This is a genomic window from Streptomyces sp. R44 (genome assembly GCF_041053105.1).
GTDB lineage: Bacteria > Actinomycetota > Actinomycetes > Streptomycetales > Streptomycetaceae > Streptomyces.
This window is the reverse complement of record NZ_CP163444.1, coordinates 7,405,411-7,418,311: the sequence shown is the minus strand read 5'-3', so window position 1 is coordinate 7,418,311 and position 12,901 is coordinate 7,405,411. Positions and strand designations below refer to the sequence as shown.

Here is a 12,901-nt window from a genome sequence, read left to right as displayed (position 1 = left end):
GGATCATTCTGGATCCCCCGCGCAGGAGGGGGGCAACGGGCCCGGCCCCGCCGTCTCAGGCGCTGTTGGCGTCCAGGAGGCGGCAGGTGCGGTCGCTGGCGCCGCTGAGCGTCAGGGGCACGCCGAGGCCCGCGCACATCCGGTGGGCGCGGGCGAGGGCGCTGAGGGTGGCGGGGCTGGGGTCGGCGGCCGGGACGGCGATGACGACCCGGGCGGGCCGGTGCTCCTGGACGAGGGCCTGGATCTGGAGGGCGGCCGCGGCGCGGTTCGTGACGTCCAGGTCCCGGTGGAGCGTCACGTGCAGGGCGTCGTGACGTACGGCGTGACTGATGAGCAAGGCATCCCTCCGCACAGGAGACGAGGAAAGCCCACAGCGGGACGTCGGCGTGGGCGGTTCGTCCGAGGATGTCACGACTGACGGCCAGGTGGTGTTCTCGCGGCGTTCACCGCGCGGAGTGTCCGCCCGGGCGGACCCCGGCCGGACCCCGGAGGGTTCACGTATATGAATCGCCGGGGGCGCGCCCTAGGGTGGGAGCGGCCGGGGCGACCGGTCGGTATTTCGAACAAAGCCTCACTCACCAGGCGGTTTCCATGACTCAGTTCGACCTGTCCGTCGACCGGCTCCGCACCTACCGCAGCGCGTCGGTGGAGCCCGAGGACTTCGACGCCTTCTGGACGAAGACCCTCGACGAGGCCCGCGCGCACGAGCTGGACGCACGTTTCGAGCCCGTGGCGACGGGGCTGGCCACGGTGGAGGTGTACGACGTGACCTTCGCGGGGTTCGGCGGGCACCCGGTCAAGGGGTGGTTCGTGCTGCCGGCCGGGACGTCCGAACCGCTGCCCGTGGTGGTGGAGTTCCTCGGGTACGGCGGCGGGCGGGGCCTTCCGCACACGCATCTGCTCTGGGCCTCGGCCGGGTTCGCGCACTTCGTGATGGACACGCGCGGGCAGGGCAGCGGCTGGGCCACCGGCGACACCCCGGATCCGGTGGGCAGCGCGCCCTCGTTCCCGGGCTTCATGACGCGCGGCGTCGAGGACCCGTACGCCTACTACTACCGGCGGGTCTTCACGGACGCGGTGCGCGCCGTCGAGGCGGCCCGCTCGCATCCCCTGGTGGACGCGGGGCGTACGGCGGTGACGGGTGGGAGCCAGGGCGGCGGCATCACGCTGGCGGTGGCGGGTCTCGTGCGGAATCTGGTGGCGGTCGCGCCGGACGTCCCGTTCCTGTGCGATTTCCCGCGCGCGACGACGATCACGGACCGCATGCCGTACCGCGAGATAGGCAACTACCTGAAGACGCACCGCGGCCGGGTGCAGCGGGTCAGGGAGACCCTCGCCTATTTCGACGGCGTCCACTTCGCGGCCCGCGCCACGGCCCCGGCCCTGTTCTCGACGGCCCTGGAGGACGAGACGTGCCCGCCGTCGACGGTGTTCGCGGCCTTCAACGCGTACGCCGCGGAGGAGAAGGCGATCGAGCTGTACGACTTCAACGACCACGAGGGCGGCGGAACGTTCCAGCAGGCGGCGCAGCTCCGCTGGCTGCCGGGGAGGCTCCGGTAGCGGAAGGGGCCGGAGCCCGGACCGCGCAGCGGGCCCGGGCTCCGGCGGGGTGCACGTGAGCCGTACACCGGCGTGCCGCCCGCCTCCCGGACGGGCGTCACGCTCGCTGGTTTCAGTGCCAGTACTTCATGGTCGAACCTCCTCCCCCGCTCGTGGGCGCAGGGTGACCTCGAAGCGGTCGAGACCGCGGAGGGTCAGATTGCGCCGGTGGTCCGGTTCCGCGACCGCCCGTGCGTCCGGGTAGTCCCTGGCCAGGGCCCCGAGGACCGATCCGGCGAGCCGGATCGCCATGGACGCGCCCAGACAGGCATGGGCCCCGCGTCCGAACCCGAGGTGCGGGTTCGGGGCGCGGTCGAGTCGCAGCTCTGTGGGGTGGTCGAACCGCAGCGGGTCGTGGTTGGCCGCGCCCAGGAGGAGCGTGACCGGATCACCCGCCTTGAGGGTGACGCCACCCAGTTCGGTGTCGGTGACGCAGACCCGGGCGTCCGCCTGGACGGGTGCGTCGTACCGCATGAGTTCGTCCACGGCCGTGGCCGGGCTCGCCCGGAACGCGGCGAGCGCGCCGGGGGTGGTGAGGAGGGCGGCCGCGGCGTTGCCGAGGAGCCGGGAGGCGGATTCGTATCCGGCGTGGAGGACCGCGCGCAGACTGTTCCGCAGAACCGTTTCTGCCACGCCGCTGTCCGCCGCGTGCTCGGCGACGTACGCGATCAGCCCTTCCTTGGGTGGATCCGCGAGCCATCCTCCGGCGTACTCGGCGAGCCGGGCGCGGGCGGCGACGGCCGGCTCGTGCTTCTCGGGCCAGAGCCCGGCGTCCATGCCGTCGACGACGGTACGGGACATGGGCACGAACCAGTCGAGTTCGGGCGCGGGGACCCCGAGGAAGGCGGTGACGAACCGGAGGGCGACCGGTTCGGCGAGCTCTCCGACGAGGTCGAAGGAGGGCCGCTCGGCCAGCTCGGCGAGCAGGTCCGCGATCCGGTGCTCCAGACCGTCGTGCAGGGCCTGGCGGTCCTGGGCGCGGAAGCCGTCGAGCAGCAGGTGCCGGATGGCCGTGTGCTCCGGCGGGTCGAGGGTCTGGACGCTGAGCAGCGGCGCGGGGATGTCCTCGCCGGCGCGGCGCCAGTCGGAGGCGAAACGGTTGCTGTCGGTGAGCACGGCGAGGCAGTCGGCGTGGCGCGTCAGGACCCAGGAGCCGAGCAGTTCGTGCCAGAAGACGGGGGTGCTGTCCCGCAGCCGGGCGTAGGCCGGGTAGGGGTTCCGCAGGATCGACGGACGGGCCAGATCCAGAATCGGGTCCACGGCTGCCGCTTGCTCCACGAAACGTCTCCCCCTGTGCATCGGGCCTGGTTGAGGCCTTGGCTGCTTTCCGAGTCGAGCGAACGAGACGCCGGAACACCGGTGGGTGGAACGCCTCGTTTGGTGCTTCACCGGCGGTTCGCCGGTCCTTCCCCGTACATCATCCGAGCCGAGCGCCGGTGACGCTACCACGCAACTGGGGTGGCTGGTATGACTACCTGCCTCAGATCTTTCACAAAGCTTCGGGGAGTTACGGAAGATGACCGGTCAAGACCAGACAATCGTTCACGATGTCCCGGTAAACGTCGCTCAACAGCCCAACCCCTACCCGCTTTTCGAACGCATCCGTGAGCACGGCGTCGTCCAGCGCGTCCGGCTGAATCCCACCCTTGAAGTCTGGATGGTCACGGGCTACGACGAGGCGGTGGCCGCGCTCACCGACCCGCGCCTCAGCAGCAGCCCCGTCGGGGTCAACGGCCTCGAGGAGGAGATGGCCCACCAGGAGCGCACCAACGTCCTGATGGCCAGCATGCTCGTGGCCAACGGCGAGGACCACACCCGGCTGCGCAACCTCGTCTCGAAGGCCTTCACCTTCCGCCGCGTGGAGGCGCTCGCGCCGCGCGTCCAGGCGCACACCGACGCCTTCCTCGACGCGATCGCCGCGCGCGGATCGGCCGATCTGGTCTCCGAGTTCGCCCTGCCGCTGCCGATGGCCGTGCTCAGCGAGCTCATCGGCATCCCGGCCGAGGGGCAGCCGGACTTCGCCCGCCTCGCGGTCGGCCTCATCATGCCGCCGAACACCCCCGAGCGACTCGCCAAGGGAGCCCGGGCGCGAGCCGAACTCACCGAGTTCTTCGAGCCGTTGATCGCCGCGCGCAAGGCGGACCCGAAGGACGATCTGCTGAGCGCGCTCTGTGCCGCGCAGGCCGAGGAGAAGATCAGCGACCGCGAGCTGACGGCCATGGCCATCCTGCTCACGCTCGCCGGCCACGAGACGACGGCGAGCCTCATCGCGAACGGCGTCCACGCCCTCCTGCGCCACCCCGAGCAGTTCGCCGCGCTGCGCGACGACCCCTCGCTGCTGCCCGGCGCGATCGAGGAACTCCTGCGCTACGAGGGGCCGGTGAGCCGGGGCGTCGCGCGCTTCACCGTCGACGCGTACGAGATCGGCGGGGTCACCGTGCCGCCCGGCGAGATGATCATCATCGGACTCGCCGCGGCCAACCGCGACCCGGCGCGCTACGACCGTCCCGACATCCTCGACGTGGCCCGCCGCGAGGTGCCGCAACAGCTCGCTTTCGGCCATGGTGTGCACTTCTGCCTGGGCGCCCCGCTCGCCCGCGCGGAGGCCAGGATCGCGATCGGCACCCTGCTGCGGCGCTTCCCCGACCTCCGGCTCGCCGATCCGGACGCGGACCTGAGCCGGCGCGAGGGCATCCTGCGCGGCATGGCGACGCTGCCGGTGACCTTCACCCCGCAGGCGTGAGGGGGAGGACGGTGTCGGTCGCGGAGTTCGACGAGATCGCGCCGAAGTACGACGAGTCGCGCGGCGGTACGGAACGGGCGGCGGGTTTCGCCCGGATGCTGGCACCGCTGCTCGACCCTGCGCGCCCGGTGCTCGACATCGGCGTGGGCACGGGCATCGTCGCGGCCGAACTGACCTCGCTCGGGCACACGGTGCACGGACTCGACCTCTCGCCCGGCATGCTCGCCCGGGCGAAGGACCGGCTCGGCGCACGGGTCGCGGTGGCCGACGCCTGCCGGCTGCCGGTACAGAGCGGGTCGGTGGACCAGGCGGTGTCGACGTGGCTGCTGCACGCCGGACCGGACAACCGGGCCGTCCTGGCCGAGGTCGGACGGGTCCTGCGGCCGGGCGGGCGCTATCTGGTCATCCCGGCGGGCGGAACGCGCCCGACGGACGACATCGGCCTCCTCGTCGGGGAGTTGGAGAACCGACTCGATCCGGAGGGCAGCCGCCGCGACGGCCCGGAGTGGCTGGCCCCGATCGCCGCGGCCCACGGCCTCGTCTACGAGGGGACGGCCTCGGAGCGGCCCACGTCGTTCCAGGTGTCACCGCGGGCGATGGCCGCGTCGCTCTCCCGCGGCCTGTTCACCGGCGCCTGGGCGGTCGGCGGCGAGGCCACGCGCCTGGTGGACGAGACCAGGTCACGCCTGCTCGCCCTGCCGAACCCGGACGTCCCCCGGGTGAGGCGGGGGGCGGACGTCGTGCTGCTGTTCACACGAGGGACCTGACCCGGGCCCGCGCCCCGCCCGTTGTGGGCATGCGTTCCGCAAGGGGCGGAACGGGTGGGCACAACGGACGGCGCCCTTGCCGGCGCCAGAGGCTTACGCAACTGGACCCGCACCACGCGTGCGCCGCGCATCGGGTGCGGGTCCAGGCTCGGAACGCGGAGGCGCCGCTAGAGGGCGCCGTCCCGTGTGCCCACCCGTCCCGCCCAGCGGGACGATTGCCCACACGGGGGTCGGCGGTTCAGGCGCGCCCCCGCAGTGCCGCCGCATAGGCCTCGTCCGGGTCCAGGCGGCGGAGCTCCTCGGCGATCAGCTCCGCGGTGGTCCGGACCTTCAGCGCGAGGACCCGGCCGGGCTGGCCGGGGATGGCGAGCCGCGCGACCGGGCCCTCGGGCCGGTCGATGCGGATCTCGCCGTCGGCCGTGCCCATGCGCACGGCCGTGACGACGGGGCCGTCGGTGACGACCCGGTCGACGGCGACCCCGAGCCGGACCTCGAACCAGCGGGCCAGGAGTTCGGCGCTGGGATTCTCCGCCTCGCTCTCGACGGCGGCGGAGGTGACGGTGAGCGGCGCCTGGTCGAGGGCCGCGGCCAGCATCGAGCGCCACGGGGTGAGCCGCGTCCAGGCGAGGTCGGTGTCCCCGGGGGCGTACGAGGCGGCACGGCGCTCCAGGGCGGCGAGCGGGTCCTCGACCGCGTACATGTCGGTGATCCGCCGCTGCGCGAGCGAGCCCAGCGGGTCCCGGGAGGGCACCTCGGGGGCGTCGACCGGCCACCAGACGACGACGGGCGCGTCGGGCAGCAGCAGGGGCAGGACCACGGAGTCGGCGCGGGCGCCGAGTTCGCCGTACAGCCGGAGCAGGACCGTCTCGCCCGAGCCGGCGTCGGTGCCGAGCCGGACCTCGGCGTCGAGCCGGGTCTCGTAGCGCTCCCGGGGGGTGCGGGCGTGGCGCTTGATGACGACGAGGGTGCGGGAAGGGTGTTCCCGGGAGGCCTCGTTGGCCGCCTTGACGGAGTCGTAGGCGTTCTCCTCGTCGGTGACGATGACGAGGGTGAGCACGGCGCCGACGGCGGGTGTGCCGACGGCCCTGCGCCCCTGCAGGATCGCCTTGTTGATCTTGCTGGAGTCGGTGTCCGTCAGATCGATCTTCATGTGCGGCGCCCGTCCCTTCCTCTGCGGCGAGCCTAACCCTCCCGCGCGGCGGACGCGTGCGGGTCCCCCCGAGAGGTGCCTGCTAGGCGGCTTCCGGGCCGGGGCCCGGGTCGGGTTCCGGTGCGGGGGAGGCCTGTTCGACGGCGCGGCGGCCGACGACGGCCGCGGCGGCGATCGCCGTGCCGAGGAAGGCGGTGACCACCACCCAGGGGCGGTCGAGGACGTGCCCGGTGGCGTGGTCGAGGGAGTACCGTCCGGCGCCGGCGATGCCGATCGCGGCGGCCGTGAAGCCGAGGAAGGCCGGGTACTCGTAGCCGCCGGACATGGCGAAGAAGCCGGAGGGGGCGTGCACGGAGACGGCTCCCGCCATGGCGCCGGCCGCGGCGGCACCGGCGACCGGGGTGGCCAGGCCGAGGGCGAGCAGTGCTCCGCCGCCCGCCTCGCCGAGACCGGCGGCGATCGCGCTCTCGCGGCCCGGGTTGAAGCCCATGGCCTCCATCGCCTTGGTGGTGCCCTCGATGCCGCCGCCCCCGAACCAGCCGAGGAGCTTCTGCGTGCCGTGCGCGGCGAGCACGGCACCCGTGCCGACCCTCAGCACGAGCAGCCCGAGATCGCGTCGGTTGGGGTGGGACATGAGGTTCTCCAGGTGCGGGAGGCGGAGGCGTACGTCGTCCACTCTGGTCCCGGCGGCTCCCGGGCGCCCTCCGAACCCCACCCGGAATAGTCCACTTGAGTCATGTTTTGCGGCGAACGCCCACTGTTGCTTGACTGAGTGGGCTTTCGTCCCCGAGGGAAGTGGGTACGCATGTCCGCCGAGTCCCCCGAGACCGCAGCCCTGCGGGAGAGGGTCCGGGCGCTGATGCCCCGGGCGAAGGAGGACCTCACCGCGCTGGTGGCACTGCGCTCGGTCGCCGACCCGCGTCAGTTCCCGCCCGAGGAGTGCGCGAAGGCCGCCGACTTCCTCGTCCGGGCCTTCACGGAGGCGGGGCTCCGCGACATGCGCCGGGTGACGACCCCGGACGGCACGGACGCGGTGGTGGGACACGCTCCGGGCCCCGAAGGGGCACCGACGGTGCTGCTCTACTGCCACTACGACGTCCAGCCGCCCCTCGACGACGTCGCCTGGCGGACGCCGCCCTTCGAGCTGACCGAGCGCGACGGGCGCTGGTACGGGCGCGGCGCCGCCGACTGCAAGGGCAACATCGCGATGCATCTGACGGCGCTGCGCGCGCTCGGCGGGCCGGAGGGCCGGGGCTTCCCGGTGAACATCAAGTTCGTGGCGGAGGGTTCGGAGGAGCAGGGGACGGGCGGTCTTGAGCAGCTCGTGCCGCTGCGGCCCGAACTGTTCGCCGCCGACACCCTGTTGGTCTGCGACACCGGCAACTTCGCGCTCGGCCTGCCCACCGCCACCACCTCGCTGCGCGGGCTCACCCATGTCGTCGTGACGGTCTCCACCCTCAAGGGCGAGATGCACTCCGGGATGTTCGGCGGCCCGGCACCCGACGCACTCGCCGCGCTCGTCCGGATCCTCGACAGCCTCCGCGACGAGCAGGGCAACACGACGATCAAGGGCCTGGACGACGCCGGCGTCTGGGACGGGGTGGACTACCCGGCCGAGCAGTTCCGTACCGACGCGGGCGTCCTCGACGGGGTGTCCCTCCTCGGCACGGGCTCGGTCGCCGAAGAGCTGTGGGCCCGGCCTGCCGTCACCGTCCTCGGCATCGACTGCCCGCCGGTGGTGGGCTCCTCGGCCGCGATCCAGGCGAGGGTACGGGCCAGGGTCAGCCTGCGGGTGCCCCCGGGGACCGACGCGGGCGACGCCCTGCGCGCCCTCACCGACCATCTGACCTCGGCCGCCCCGTGGGGCGCCCGGGTGGAGGTGGAACCGGAGAGCGCGGGCCAACCCTTCCGGGCGCGCACCGACGGACCCGCCTACCGGGCCCTGGGGGCGGCGCTCCGCGAGGCGTACGGGAAGGACATGGTGCAGTCCGGGCAGGGCGGCTCGATCCCGCTGTGCAACGTGCTCGCCGCGCAGTTCCCGGAGGCGGAGATCGCCCTGATCGGCGTCGAGGAGCCGGGCTGTCTCATCCACGCGCCGAACGAGAGCGTGGATCCCTCCGAGATCGAGCACATGGCGCTGGCCGAGGCGCTGTTCCTGAACTCCTACGGCGCTCTGCCGTGACCCCGACCCGCAACGAAAGGACCGGTGCCGTCCCATGACACAGACTGATGACTCTCCGTACGGCCGCGACGCGCGAGGGGACGTACCACCCGGGCCCCTGGGGATCCTCGCGGGCTTCGCCTGGCAGGCCCTGCTCGTCGCCGGGCTCGTCTCGCTGATCCTCGGCGCCATGGTGCTGGCCTGGCCGGAGGCCTCCCTGCGGGTGGTGGGGGTGCTCTTCGGTCTGTATCTGCTGCTCAGCGGTGTGATGCAACTGGTCGCCGCCTTCGGCACGCACGCCACCACGGCACTGCGGGTCATGGCCTTCATCAGTGGTGCGCTGTCGATCCTGCTCGGCCTGTTCTGCTTCCGGGGAGCGACGCAGTCGACCCTGCTGCTCGCGCTGTGGATCGGGATCGGCTGGCTCTTCCGCGGCATCACCCAGACCGTGGCGGCGGCGTCCGACCCGGCGATGCCGGCGCGCGGCTGGCAGATCTTCCTGGGCATCGTCAGCGCGCTCGCCGGAATCGTGCTGATCGTGTCCCCGCTGGAGTCGGCCAGGGTGCTGACGGTCCTCGCCGGCGTCTGGCTCCTCGTCGTCGGCGTGGTCGAGGTCATCACGGCCGTCATGGTCCGCTCCCGCGCCAAGGGCCTTCCGCCGGGCGCCTAGCAGGTGATGGCCGCCCGCGCCCGCCGCCCGCCCGATCTCCGGGCGGGCGGCGGTTCTCGTTCACCCGTGCGCTACATTTTGCCGGTCCTTGACCACCGATCCCCCGCGATCACCACGTTCGGAGCCGGCATTTCATGAGCGACATCGTCAACGGCCTCGGCCGGGCCGGCGCCTACGGCTCCCTCGGCGTGGTCCTGCTGATCCTCGGCATCGTGCTCGTGGACCTGCTGACCCCCGGCAAGCTCGGGCGCCAGATCTGGGAGGACCGCAACCGCAACGCCGCGATCCTGCTGAGCTCGGCGCTCCTCGGGATCGGCGGCATCGTCTTCACGTCGATCTGGACGACGTACGACAACTTCGGCAAGGGCCTCGTCTCCACGGCCGCGTTCGGTCTGCTCGGCCTGGTGATGATGGGGGTGGCCTTCCTCGTCGTCGACCTGGTCACGCCGGGGAAGCTCGGTGCCACGCTCGTCGACCCCGAGCCGCACCCCGCGGTCTGGGTGACGGCCTCCTGCAACATCGCGGTCTCGGCGATCGTCTCCGCCTCGATCGCCTGACGGGCAAGCGTCCTCGATCGCCTGACGGGCAATCGTCTTCGATCGGCTGACGGGCAAGCCTTCGATCGTCTGACGGACGACCCTTCACGGGGACATGGGCTCGGCCTCCAGGAAGCGGCGGCCGCGCGGCCCCTTGTAGAGGAGCGCCTCCCAGCCGAGCCGTTCGAGCGCGGGAACGCACGCGCCCAGGGCCGCCGCCTCCTCCTGGGCGGCGCCCGCGCCCGGCGGGCCGAGCCACTCCACCCTGACCGTGCCGGGCCGCTCCCCCGCCGTGACCCGGTAGCCGGTGGAGAGCCGCACACCGGAGGCGTCCACGGACGAGGGCGTGATCCCGCCGGACTCCAGGGCGAGCGCCACCGCGCGGACCGGTCGGCGCCGCTCCCAGTCGGCGGGCACGGTCCTCGGGTCGCCACCCCGGCTCAGGGTCAGCCGCCGGATCTGGAGCAGCCCGTCGACGGCCGCGCGGATCTCCCGCGACCGCTGCTCGGCCTCGGCCGGGGGCAGCGGCGGCCCGTCGCCCGTGGCCGCCTCGAACACCCCCGAGCCGCTCCCCTCGCCGGCCGTCACAGGAGCCGCCGGATGTCGCCGCGCACCCGGTAGAACCCGCCCGCGGCCGGGTGCAGGGCGTCCACCACGTACCGCGCGCCGGGTTCCCGGATCGCCCGCGGGAACTGGACGTTCCACCCGGAGTCGTATCCCTGCGAGACGACCCGCACCCGGGTCCTGCCCCCCTCGGTCACGCATTCCACGACCACCGAGCCGGCCGGGGCGTCGCTGACGGCGGTCACCGCGGTCACGGTCGTCGCCGGCTCGTACACCGGCAGGGCTGCGGCGAGCTTGATGTCCCGCGCGACCGGGACCGTGCCCTGCTGGGCGGCCTCGATCGCCTCCTCGCTCGCGTCCACGCAGACGAGCGAACCGTCCGTGGTCACCAGGTAGAGCCGCTCGTCCCGGTACTGCATGGAGAGCGCCGAACCGCCGCCCGTACCGAGCTTCCACAGCCGGGTGCCGTCCTCCGCGAAGCAGTAGACGGAGGAGGCCGAGTCGGCGGCGAAGACGAACCGGCCGCCGGGCGAGGTGGCGCAGGAGTACACCGGGCTGTCGCAGGAGTACACCGCCTCCACGCGCCCGTCCTTCTTCGCGAGCCGCTGCACCTTCTTGCGGGACGTGCCCGCGTAGACCGCGGTGTCCTCCTGCCAGCCGAAGAGGACCCCGCCCTCGGTCGCCGTGTGCCACCGCTCCCCGCCGCCGTCCGGCGCGTGGGCGGCGACGCCCTTCGTGTCCCCGTAGTAGACGGCGTCGCCGTCGGCGCGGACCATCCAGGCGTGCTCGCCCTGGCCGCCGCGCGCCCACTGGTGCTCGTCCTCGTGGTCGATGACGGTGAGCCGGCCGGAGCGGTCGGCGACGTGCAGGACGCCCTCGTGGATGTCGAGCCAGAAGATGTCGACGTCGGTGGCGATGTCGTACGCGGCGAACGGGAGCTTGGACGAGAGGTCGTACACCTTGCCGTCGTCGCAGCCGGCGTAGATCCAGAAGTCGTCGGCGACCAGACACTTGACGCCGTCGGGCAGGCCGAACCGGGCCTGCACCTCGCCGGCGCGGTCGAGCGTGAAGACGTCCCCCGCCTGGTTGCCCACCCAGCAGCGCTCCTCGTCGACGTGGATGCCGAAGGCGGCCGAGCCGGTGCGGAAGCGCCACAGGACGGGGGCGACGGCGCGCGCGGTGGAGGGCGCGGAGGTGACCTCACGGCGCGTCACGGGACGCGCGGCACGCTGTCCCCGGACGGCGGGGGCGTACCCCTTGCGGACCTTCTCGCCGATCTTCTTCGCCGCCGCGGCCTGGGCCTTCGCCACCGTCGGGAACGTGGAGCGCTGGGTCTGCCCGTCCGAGCCGATCCGGCCGTAACGGACCGACACCGCGAGGTCCTCGACGGTCACTTCGTAGAACTTGTGGGCACCGCCGCCGTCCTGCGACAGCTCCAGATAGGTCGTCGTCGTCATGGTGAAAACGGTAGGGGCCCCCACTGACAACGGCCCGCGGTGAAGCCATGGCCAAGGGACCAAAGACCCGGGCATTCGGGACTTTCGTCGCGGCATTCCGGACATTCACCCCTGTGACCATGGTGCGTGAAGATCATCCGACGAGCCGTCACCTCAGGTGCGGCCGGAAGGGCCCCATGACCGAGCTGCAGAAACGGCCCCTGCCCGTCCGCACCCGCCGGCCCACGGACGGCATACCGATGAACGACCTCTTCCGGTCGGACCCGGGCCGGCCCACCCGGATCCTCCCGGCGTCACCGAAGCGCGCGACAGGGCAACCGGCCGAAGCGCCCGCCCCGTCGGTCACACTCCCCCGCCGTCCCCCTCCCGCCGAACCCGATCTGACGGAGCGTCCGGGACCCGCCGTCCCCGGCTGGGCCGCCGTCCTCACCGGCCTCACCGCACTCGCGGGCGTGGCGGCGGCGCTGTGGCGCGCCCGCCCGCTGAGCGCCGTCGAGCTGCCGCCGTGGCAGTGGGCCGCGCTGGCCGCCTGCGCCGTCGTCGCCGTCGTCTCCTTCGGCGGACTGACCCGCGGCCGCACGGGCTCCGCCTGGGTCCTCTCGCTCTTCGGCCGCTACCGGGGCAGCGTCCGGCGCACCGGCCTCGTCTGGATCAGCCCCTTCGTCCTGCGCCGCCGGATCGACGTTCGGCTGCGGCACTGGCGCAGCGAGCCCATCGCCGTCGTGGACGCGGAGGGTTCGGCGCTGCGCGTGGTGGTCCTGGTCGTGTGGTCGGTACGGGACACGGCCCGCGCGCTGCTCGCCGTGGACGACCATCTCGGCTATCTGCGCGAGCAGGTGGAGGCGGCCACCGCGCGCGTGCTCTCGCAGCTGCCTGCGGACGCCTTCCGGGGCGACGCGCCGACCCTGCGGGACGCCGAGGCCGTCGGCGACGCGCTGACCCGGATGCTCGCGGCCGAGTGCCGGCCGGTCGGCATCGCCGTCTTCTCGGCCCAGCCGACCCGTATCGAGTACGCCCCCGAGGTCGCCGCCGCCATGCGCCGGCGGCAGATCGCCGTTCTCGACGCCAAGCACCGGGACTCCGTCCTGACGGGTGTGATCGACGCCGTGGACGACACCGTGACCCGGCTGACGACGCGGGGGCTCGTCGAGCTCGACGACTTCGAACGCCAGGCCCTGGTCAAGGACTTGACCGTGGCCTTCTACACCCGGAGTGGCGGCCGAGCCGAACCGAACCACCAGGAGTGAGGAGCAT

At 72.9% G+C, this 12,901-nt stretch carries 13 protein-coding genes; 7 read left to right on the top strand and 6 right to left on the bottom strand.

The window, feature by feature from the left end:
- Window positions 1-55 precede the first annotated feature (55 nt).
- Entirely contained in the window at window positions 56-337 is a 282-nt protein-coding gene (locus AB5J54_RS34500) for a hypothetical protein (RefSeq protein ID WP_369147856.1), read from the bottom strand.
- Window positions 338-591: 254 nt separating this feature from the next.
- On the opposite strand from AB5J54_RS34500, the gene AB5J54_RS34495 reads away from it, so the two are divergent.
- Complete coding sequence (locus AB5J54_RS34495) at window positions 592-1,560, top strand: acetylxylan esterase (RefSeq protein ID WP_369147855.1); 969 nt, start codon at window positions 592-594, stop codon at window positions 1,558-1,560.
- A 126-nt stretch (window positions 1,561-1,686) separates the two neighbouring features.
- On the opposite strand, the gene AB5J54_RS34490 is transcribed toward AB5J54_RS34495, so the two are convergent.
- Entirely contained in the window at window positions 1,687-2,859 is a 1,173-nt protein-coding gene (locus AB5J54_RS34490) for a cytochrome P450 (RefSeq protein ID WP_369147854.1), read from the bottom strand.
- A gap of 397 nt (window positions 2,860-3,256) precedes the next feature.
- Here AB5J54_RS34490 and AB5J54_RS34485 point away from each other — a divergent pair, with 397 nt between their 5' ends.
- Together AB5J54_RS34485 and AB5J54_RS34480 are read left to right on the top strand one after the other, a co-directional pair.
- Window positions 3,257-4,342: a cytochrome P450 gene (locus AB5J54_RS34485; protein WP_352029332.1), complete on the top strand. Its 1,086-nt coding sequence runs from the start codon at window positions 3,257-3,259 to the stop codon at window positions 4,340-4,342.
- Window positions 4,343-4,353: 11 nt separating this feature from the next.
- The gene (locus tag AB5J54_RS34480) at window positions 4,354-5,109 is read left to right on the top strand and encodes a class I SAM-dependent methyltransferase (RefSeq protein WP_369147853.1); all 756 of its coding nucleotides are present in this window, start codon (window positions 4,354-4,356) and stop codon (window positions 5,107-5,109) included.
- A 238-nt stretch (window positions 5,110-5,347) separates the two neighbouring features.
- Here the strand turns inward: AB5J54_RS34480 and opcA are convergent, their stop codons facing one another.
- Both opcA and AB5J54_RS34470 read right to left on the bottom strand, forming a co-directional pair.
- A complete protein-coding gene (opcA, locus tag AB5J54_RS34475) occupies window positions 5,348-6,259 on the bottom strand; it encodes a glucose-6-phosphate dehydrogenase assembly protein OpcA (protein WP_369147852.1) in 912 nt (303 codons plus the stop codon).
- Between the two features lie 82 nt (window positions 6,260-6,341).
- Window positions 6,342-6,893, bottom strand: coding sequence for a DoxX family membrane protein (locus tag AB5J54_RS34470; protein WP_369149551.1), 552 nt, complete (start codon window positions 6,891-6,893; stop codon window positions 6,342-6,344).
- A 171-nt stretch (window positions 6,894-7,064) separates the two neighbouring features.
- On the opposite strand from AB5J54_RS34470, the gene AB5J54_RS34465 reads away from it, so the two are divergent.
- From AB5J54_RS34465 to AB5J54_RS34455, 3 genes are all read left to right on the top strand, one after another.
- Entirely contained in the window at window positions 7,065-8,441 is a 1,377-nt protein-coding gene (locus AB5J54_RS34465; protein ID WP_369147851.1) for a dipeptidase, read from the top strand.
- A 34-nt stretch (window positions 8,442-8,475) separates the two neighbouring features.
- Window positions 8,476-9,090, top strand: a complete 615-nt coding sequence (locus tag AB5J54_RS34460; RefSeq protein ID WP_369147850.1) for an HdeD family acid-resistance protein — start codon at window positions 8,476-8,478, stop codon at window positions 9,088-9,090.
- Window positions 9,091-9,224: 134 nt separating this feature from the next.
- A complete protein-coding gene (locus tag AB5J54_RS34455) occupies window positions 9,225-9,647 on the top strand; it encodes a DUF350 domain-containing protein (protein ID WP_369147849.1) in 423 nt (140 codons plus the stop codon).
- 84 nt (window positions 9,648-9,731) lie between these two features.
- On the opposite strand, the gene AB5J54_RS34450 is transcribed toward AB5J54_RS34455, so the two are convergent.
- Both AB5J54_RS34450 and AB5J54_RS34445 read right to left on the bottom strand, forming a co-directional pair.
- On the bottom strand, window positions 9,732-10,184 hold the full coding sequence (locus tag AB5J54_RS34450) for a hypothetical protein (RefSeq protein ID WP_369147848.1): 453 nt from the start codon (window positions 10,182-10,184) through the stop codon (window positions 9,732-9,734).
- A gap of 26 nt (window positions 10,185-10,210) precedes the next feature.
- Complete coding sequence (locus AB5J54_RS34445; RefSeq protein WP_369147847.1) at window positions 10,211-11,647, bottom strand: WGR domain-containing protein; 1,437 nt, start codon at window positions 11,645-11,647, stop codon at window positions 10,211-10,213.
- 176 nt (window positions 11,648-11,823) lie between these two features.
- Here AB5J54_RS34445 and AB5J54_RS34440 point away from each other — a divergent pair, with 176 nt between their 5' ends.
- A complete protein-coding gene (locus tag AB5J54_RS34440) occupies window positions 11,824-12,894 on the top strand; it encodes an SPFH domain-containing protein (protein WP_369147846.1) in 1,071 nt (356 codons plus the stop codon).
- Window positions 12,895-12,901: the final 7 nt, after the last annotated feature.

Coding starts and splice junctions, on each gene's coding strand:
- AB5J54_RS34495 (WP_369147855.1), top strand. CDS start 592: ATGACTCAGTTCGACCTGTCCGTCGACCGGCTCCGCACCTACCGCAGC.
- AB5J54_RS34455 (WP_369147849.1), top strand. CDS start 9,225: ATGAGCGACATCGTCAACGGCCTCGGCCGGGCCGGCGCCTACGGCTCC.
- AB5J54_RS34485 (WP_352029332.1), top strand. CDS start 3,257: ATGGTCACGGGCTACGACGAGGCGGTGGCCGCGCTCACCGACCCGCGC.
- AB5J54_RS34460 (WP_369147850.1), top strand. CDS start 8,476: ATGACACAGACTGATGACTCTCCGTACGGCCGCGACGCGCGAGGGGAC.
- AB5J54_RS34465 (WP_369147851.1), top strand. CDS start 7,065: ATGTCCGCCGAGTCCCCCGAGACCGCAGCCCTGCGGGAGAGGGTCCGG.
- AB5J54_RS34445 (WP_369147847.1), bottom strand. CDS start 11,647: ATGACGACGACGACCTATCTGGAGCTGTCGCAGGACGGCGGCGGTGCC.
- opcA (WP_369147852.1), bottom strand. CDS start 6,259: ATGAAGATCGATCTGACGGACACCGACTCCAGCAAGATCAACAAGGCG.
- AB5J54_RS34440 (WP_369147846.1), top strand. CDS start 11,824: ATGACCGAGCTGCAGAAACGGCCCCTGCCCGTCCGCACCCGCCGGCCC.
- AB5J54_RS34470 (WP_369149551.1), bottom strand. CDS start 6,893: ATGTCCCACCCCAACCGACGCGATCTCGGGCTGCTCGTGCTGAGGGTC.